This window comes from Priestia sp. SIMBA_032, from assembly GCF_046535215.1.
Classification (GTDB): domain Bacteria; phylum Bacillota; class Bacilli; order Bacillales; family Bacillaceae_H; genus Priestia; species Priestia aryabhattai.
In genome coordinates this window covers 1-269 of sequence record NZ_JAWRXD010000739.1, presented here as the reverse complement: position 1 = coordinate 269, position 269 = coordinate 1, and the positions used below count along the sequence as shown (strand labels likewise).

General features: G+C 69.1%; 1 protein-coding gene. It reads left to right on the top strand.

Annotated elements, in window-relative coordinates; all coding sequences use genetic code 11:
* Positions 1–269 (top strand): hypothetical protein (locus SB717_RS36255; RefSeq protein WP_486360800.1); only part of this gene is annotated, 269 nt, incomplete at both ends.

The following is a 269-nucleotide window of genomic DNA, read 5'->3' as shown; positions in this document are numbered from 1 at the left end:
GGCCCGGGAGGGCGCGGGCGGACGGCCCTGCTCCTGACCCTCGCCGGCCGGATGAAGCCCACCTCCGGGCACCTGACGGCCTTCGGCGTCACCGACGGGGCACCACACCTGTTCGACCAGGCCGCGATCGCGAACATCGACGAGGTCGACGGCATCGAGCAGACCATCCGTGTCAGCGACGTCGTGACCGAGCAGATCCGTTGGGCCGCACCATGGTACCGATGGGTACGCCAGTCACGCGTCGAAGACCTGGAAAGGATCTGCGCACC